This is a genomic window from Ruminococcus sp. (assembly GCF_045129435.1).
Lineage (GTDB): Bacteria > Bacillota > Clostridia > Oscillospirales > Acutalibacteraceae > Ruminococcoides.
On record NZ_JBGVJL010000179.1, the window covers coordinates 1 to 5272 of the forward strand.

Annotated in this window: 8 protein-coding genes; 4 read left to right on the plus strand and 4 right to left on the minus strand. The window is 38.1% G+C overall.

The features are described from left to right. Positions 1-448: 448 nt before the first annotated feature. The 4 genes from ACJMMI_RS08275 to ylxM form a co-directional block, all read right to left on the minus strand. Positions 449-682, minus strand: coding sequence for a KH domain-containing protein (locus ACJMMI_RS08275; RefSeq protein WP_405354886.1), 234 nt, complete (start codon positions 680-682; stop codon positions 449-451). A 23-nt stretch (positions 683-705) separates the two neighbouring features. Continuing rightward, positions 706-951, minus strand: coding sequence for a 30S ribosomal protein S16 (rpsP, locus tag ACJMMI_RS08280; protein WP_022235347.1), 246 nt, complete (start codon positions 949-951; stop codon positions 706-708). 71 nt (positions 952-1022) lie between these two features. Beyond that, positions 1023-2399: a signal recognition particle protein gene (ffh, locus tag ACJMMI_RS08285; protein WP_405354888.1), complete on the minus strand. Its 1377-nt coding sequence runs from the start codon at positions 2397-2399 to the stop codon at positions 1023-1025. A 12-nt stretch (positions 2400-2411) separates the two neighbouring features. Continuing rightward, complete coding sequence (ylxM, locus tag ACJMMI_RS08290; protein ID WP_405354889.1) at positions 2412-2762, minus strand: YlxM family DNA-binding protein; 351 nt, start codon at positions 2760-2762, stop codon at positions 2412-2414. Positions 2763-3068: 306 nt separating this feature from the next. Here ylxM and ACJMMI_RS08295 point away from each other — a divergent pair, with 306 nt between their 5' ends. From ACJMMI_RS08295 to ACJMMI_RS08310, 4 genes are all read left to right on the plus strand, one after another. Beyond that, positions 3069-4004 (plus strand): PhoH family protein, encoded by a 936-nt coding sequence (locus ACJMMI_RS08295; RefSeq protein ID WP_405354891.1) that lies wholly within the window; start codon positions 3069-3071, stop codon positions 4002-4004. Positions 4005-4061: 57 nt separating this feature from the next. After that, complete coding sequence (gene ybeY, locus ACJMMI_RS08300; protein ID WP_117705884.1) at positions 4062-4574, plus strand: rRNA maturation RNase YbeY; 513 nt, start codon at positions 4062-4064, stop codon at positions 4572-4574. Positions 4575-4580: 6 nt separating this feature from the next. Then, positions 4581-5081 (plus strand): diacylglycerol kinase family protein, encoded by a 501-nt coding sequence (locus ACJMMI_RS08305; protein WP_405354892.1) that lies wholly within the window; start codon positions 4581-4583, stop codon positions 5079-5081. Between the two features lie 30 nt (positions 5082-5111). Beyond that, the coding region (locus ACJMMI_RS08310; RefSeq protein WP_405354894.1) for a GTPase at positions 5112-5272 on the plus strand (161 nt) is incomplete at its 3' end.

The following is a 5272-nucleotide window of genomic DNA, read 5'->3' on the forward strand; positions in this document are numbered from 1 at the left end:
GGTTTGGGCAACGCCCAAGAAAAGCTGTTTCCTTTGCAATTTGTAAGGCACAAACAGCGTTGCTGTTTGTGTGCTGAGGTAAAGTTTGACAAAACAGGCGACAGCCTCTTAATAAGAAATGATTTATAAAAAATAAAATGAATATTATTTCTGTTTTGTGTTGCTGTCGCAGTTATAAAGCTTTCACCCTTTCGTTCAAGCCGCCAAACAGCTTGCTGTTTGGCTATTCAGAATTTTGCATAAACTTAAAGTATTTGTGGGCTTTGCCCACACCCACAACCTTTGAAAAAGGTTGACCAAATTTTTATGTCCGAGTATAAAGTCTGCAATAAGTCAAGCAAAAATTTCCCGACCATTTTTAAACCATAATTTCCCCCAACTATTGAAAAAGAACAATAAAAAGCAAAAATAAAACCCCTGATTTCTCAGAGGTTTTAAAACATAGTTATCAGTCGATTTCAACCATAATCTTCTGGTCGTAACGGATAGCTGCACTGCGAGCGATTGTGCGGATAGCTTTGGCAATTCTGCCCTGCTTACCGATAATTCTGCCCATATCAGCTTCTGCTACAGAAATGTGATATACGATTGTGCCGTCCTCATTTGGTTCATCGGCAGTAACCTTTACAGCAGTCGGATCATCAACAAGACCCTGTGCTATTACAGTAAGTAATTCCTGCATTTTGGTTTCCCTTTCGTGACTGATTATTCAATAATACCGTTCTTCTTGAGAAGAGCCTTAACTGTATCAGTTGGCTGAGCACCGTTTGCAATCCACTTCTTAACTGCTTCTGCGTCAACATTGAACTCTGATGGCTTCTTGAGAATATCGTATGTGCCGATTTCTTCAATGAAACGACCGTTTCTTGGATATCTTGAATCTGCTACTACTACTCTGTAAAAAGGAGCTTTCTTTGAACCCATTCTTCTAAGTCTGATTTTAACTGCCATTTTCTTTACCTCCGTAAATGTGTTTGTAAAATAAATCTATATTCACCAAATTTTATTTGGTTGAATGTGTGTTAATTTTTTGGAAGATTGCCCATTGGCATTCCGCCAAGACCGGGCAGCTTTTTCATTTTTCTTTTTTTGCCGCCCTTTGTACCTTTTGTTTTATTTTTGATTTGCTTCATCATTTTCTGCATCTGCTCAAGCTGTTTGATAAGTCTGTTGACTTCTTCAACACTTCTGCCCGAGCCGGCTGCAATTCTTCTTTTTCTTGATGGATTGAGCAGGGAAGGATTGGATCTTTCCTCCGGTGTCATAGAAAGAATAATTGCTTGTGTCCAGTCAATCTGTCTGTCATCAATATTTATGTTATCAAGTTGATTGCTGATACCCGGAATTTTAGCAAGAATACCTTTTAAAGGACCCATTTTTTTGATTTGAGCAAACTGGTCGTTGAGATCATTGAAATCGAACTTGTTGCTCATCATTTTTTTAGCCATTTCCTCGGCTTTGTCCTGGTCAATCTTGTTCTGTGCATCTTCAATAAGAGTAAGCACATCGCCCATACCGAGAATACGGCTTGCCATACGGTCAGGATGGAACACTTCAATATCTTCAAGCTTTTCGCCTGTACCTGCAAATTTAATCGGCTTGCCTGTAACAGCCTTAACTGAAAGTGCAGCACCGCCACGGGTGTCACCGTCAAGCTTTGTGAGAATTACACCTGTAATTTCAAGTTTTTCGTTAAATGACTTTGCTACATTAACTGCATCCTGACCCGTCATTGAATCAATTACGAGTAAAATCTCGTTTGGTTCAACCTCAGCCTTAACATTTTTAAGCTCATCCATAAGCTCTTCGTCAATATGCAAACGACCTGCGGTATCGAGAATAACAACATCATTGCCGTAATCTTTGGCATTTCTGATTGCCTCTTTTGCAGTTTTAACAGGATTTTGTGTGCCTTTTTCAAATACAGGTACACCTACTTTTGCACCAACTACTTTTAACTGGTCAATAGCTGCCGGTCTGTAAATATCGCAGGCAACAAGCAAAGGTCTGTGATTTTGATTTTTAAGCATAAGAGCAAGCTTAGCGGCGTGTGTTGTTTTACCTGAACCCTGCAAGCCGCAGAGCATAATAACTGTTGGCGGTTTCGACGCAAACTCAATTCTTGCATTGTCGCCGCCCATAAGCTCTGTAAGCTCTTCGTTTACAATTTTAACTACCATCTGACCCGGAGTAAGGCTTTCCATTACATCCTGACCAACGGCTCTTTCTGTGATTTTTGCGGTAAGTTCTTTTGCTACCTTATAGTTTACATCAGCCTCAAGCAAAGCAAGTCTGACTTCTCGCATAGCTTCCTTAACATTGTTTTCGGAAAGCTTACCTTTATTTTTTAATTTTTTAAAAGCGTTGCTTAGCTTTTCTGAAAGTCCTTCAAAAGCCATAATTACACTCCTTTATTCTTTGAGTGTGCCTGCTGTTCGGTTTATTTCGAGAGCAAGCTTTTTTGTGGTTTCGTCAGCAGAATTTTTATAAATTTGTTCGGAAAGAGAGGCTATTTTATCAAGTCCGTTCTCAAGCTGAACAAATCTTTTGAAAAGTCCGAGCTTTTCTTCAAGTTCAAAAAGCTTTTCTTCGCTGCGTTTAATGTTATCACGCACACCCTGACGGGTAATGCCTGTCTGAGCAGCTATTTCTGCAAGTGACAAATCTTCGTTGTAGTACAGGTCAACTGCCTGTCTGCAAGCAGGCTTCAGCAATTCACCGTAGAAATCAAAAAGTAAAGATACCTCTACATTCTTTTCCATAAATCAAATGCTCCTGCCTGTTAATTAATGCGTTAGTGTAAAGAAGTTTTCTTTACACCTGAGTTATTATATACTATTAGCTGTTTTTTGTCAAGTAGTTTTCAAATACAATAATATATAAAGTTAAAAAATACAAATAAGCAGTACATATATACTAATATATTCGTCAAATTTAACAAAATTTGAAATTTTAGTAAAAAAAGCTATATTTAATAAGTTTTTTTATAAATATTGTGTTATAATTTAGATATAAATTTTGTTTATCAAGGGTTTGATTTTACGGAACAAATAATTAGTATTGACAGAATGGAAAATGCCGTTGCTCTTTTTGGCAGTTTTGACGAAAATATTAAACTGATTGAAAAAGAATTTTCGGTAAAGGTTTTAAGCCGTGACAGCGAATTGAAAATAGACGGTGAGGCTGAAAATGTTTCTAAAGCGGGCAAGGTTATTGACAGCCTTTTGCAGCTTATCAACAGAGGCGAGGCACTTTCAGACCAGAATGTACGCTATTGTATATCGCTTGTCAATGAGGGCAGCGAAGAAAAAATTGAACAGCTTGCAGGCGACTGTATTTGCATTACTTCTAAGGGTAAACCCATTAAGCCGAAAACACTCGGACAAAAGAAGTATTGTTCTACCATTGCCGATAATACAATTACTGTTGGTGTTGGTCCTGCCGGTACAGGTAAAACCTATCTTGCCGTAGCTATGGCTGTAACTGCGTTCCGCAGTAAAACTGTAAACAGAATTATTCTTACGAGGCCTGCTGTAGAGGCAGGTGAAAAGCTTGGCTTTTTGCCTGGAGATTTGCAGAGCAAGGTTGACCCTTATTTGCGACCTTTGTATGACGCTCTTTTTGATATGCTCGGTGCTGAAACCTATCAAAAATATGTTGAGCGTGGTAATATTGAGGTTGCTCCACTTGCTTATATGCGAGGCAGAACTCTTGATGACAGCTTTATTATTCTTGATGAAGCACAAAATACAACCTGTGAGCAGATGAAAATGTTTTTAACCCGTCTTGGATTTAATTCTAAAATGGTTATTACAGGTGATATTACGCAGATTGACCTGCCAAAGGGTGCAAAAAGCGGTCTTAAAGACTGTATGCGTATTCTCAGAAATATTGACGGCATTGGAATGTGCCGCTTTGACGAAAAAGATGTTGTGCGTCATAAGCTTGTTCAGGATATTATTAAAGCTTATGCAAAATATGAAAACACGAGAGATCGTGACTAAAATTGGATTTAATTAATTTAATACATTCAAAAAATAATACGGAAGGATTTGAGCAAAATGCCAGATAACAAAATCAGAGTAGTAATCACAAACAAACAAAAAGCTGTTAAAATTCCAACAGGTATCCGAATGCTTGTCAGACGCTGCTGTAATGCCGTATTAAAACTTGAAAAATTTGAAGGTCCTGCTGAAATCAGCGTTACATTTGTTGATAACGCTCAGATTAAGGAGCTTAACAAGCAGTACAGAGATAAGGACATTGAAACCGATGTTCTTTCTTTCCCAATGGGCGAGAACGGCGTGTATGACAGGGATATTGAAACCGGTGCACAGATTTTAGGCGATGTTGTAATTTCAATGGAAAAAGCAAGAGATCAGGCAGAGCTTTACGGTCACAGCTTCCAGCGTGAGGTTGGTTATCTTACTGCTCACAGCGTGCTTCATCTTCTCGGTTATGACCACATTGATAATATGGAAAGAGTTCGTATGCGTGAGAAAGAGGAGCTTATTATGGAACAGCTCGGACTTCCAGCATCTTCAAGCTACATAGTTGATGACGATATGGCTTGATAAAGTATGAAAAAACAGATTTTCGGTTTTAAATGTGCGTTTCGAGGAATTATAAATACAATTAAAAGCGAGTCACATATGAGATTTCATATTGTGGCAGGCATTTATGTTATGCTTTTTTCGCTTTTTTATTCATTTTCACCTGCTCAGTATGCTGTGCTTGTGCTGCTTGTAATGCTTGTGATGGCACTTGAAATTATTAATACCAGCATTGAAGAATTGTGCAGCCTTGTTGCAGACAGATACGAGCCGTTGGTGAAATTTGCAAAAGATGCGGCTGCCGGTGCTGTGCTAATAGTATCTGTCGGTGCGGTTGTAATTGCTTGTATATTTTTTCTTGACTTTAATGTAATAAGCAAAATTATTTGCTTTTTTACCGAAAATTTGCTTTACCTTGTTTTTCTTATAATTTCTGCGGCAATTTCTGCAATTTTTGTGGTAATCGGTCCTGTAGGAATTAAAGAAAAATTTCTGAAAATAAAAAACAGACATTCAAAAAAGGGGTAATGCGTTTTAGCTTGCCCCTGATTTTTTAAAATGGAGAAATTTATGAATACAAATGACAAATCAGCTTTTATTGCAATAGTTGGCAGACCTAATGTTGGTAAAAGCTCAATATTAAACAGACTTCTCGGCACAAAAATTGCCATTGTGTCAAGTAAACCTCAGACTACCAGAAACCGTATCACGGGTGTTCT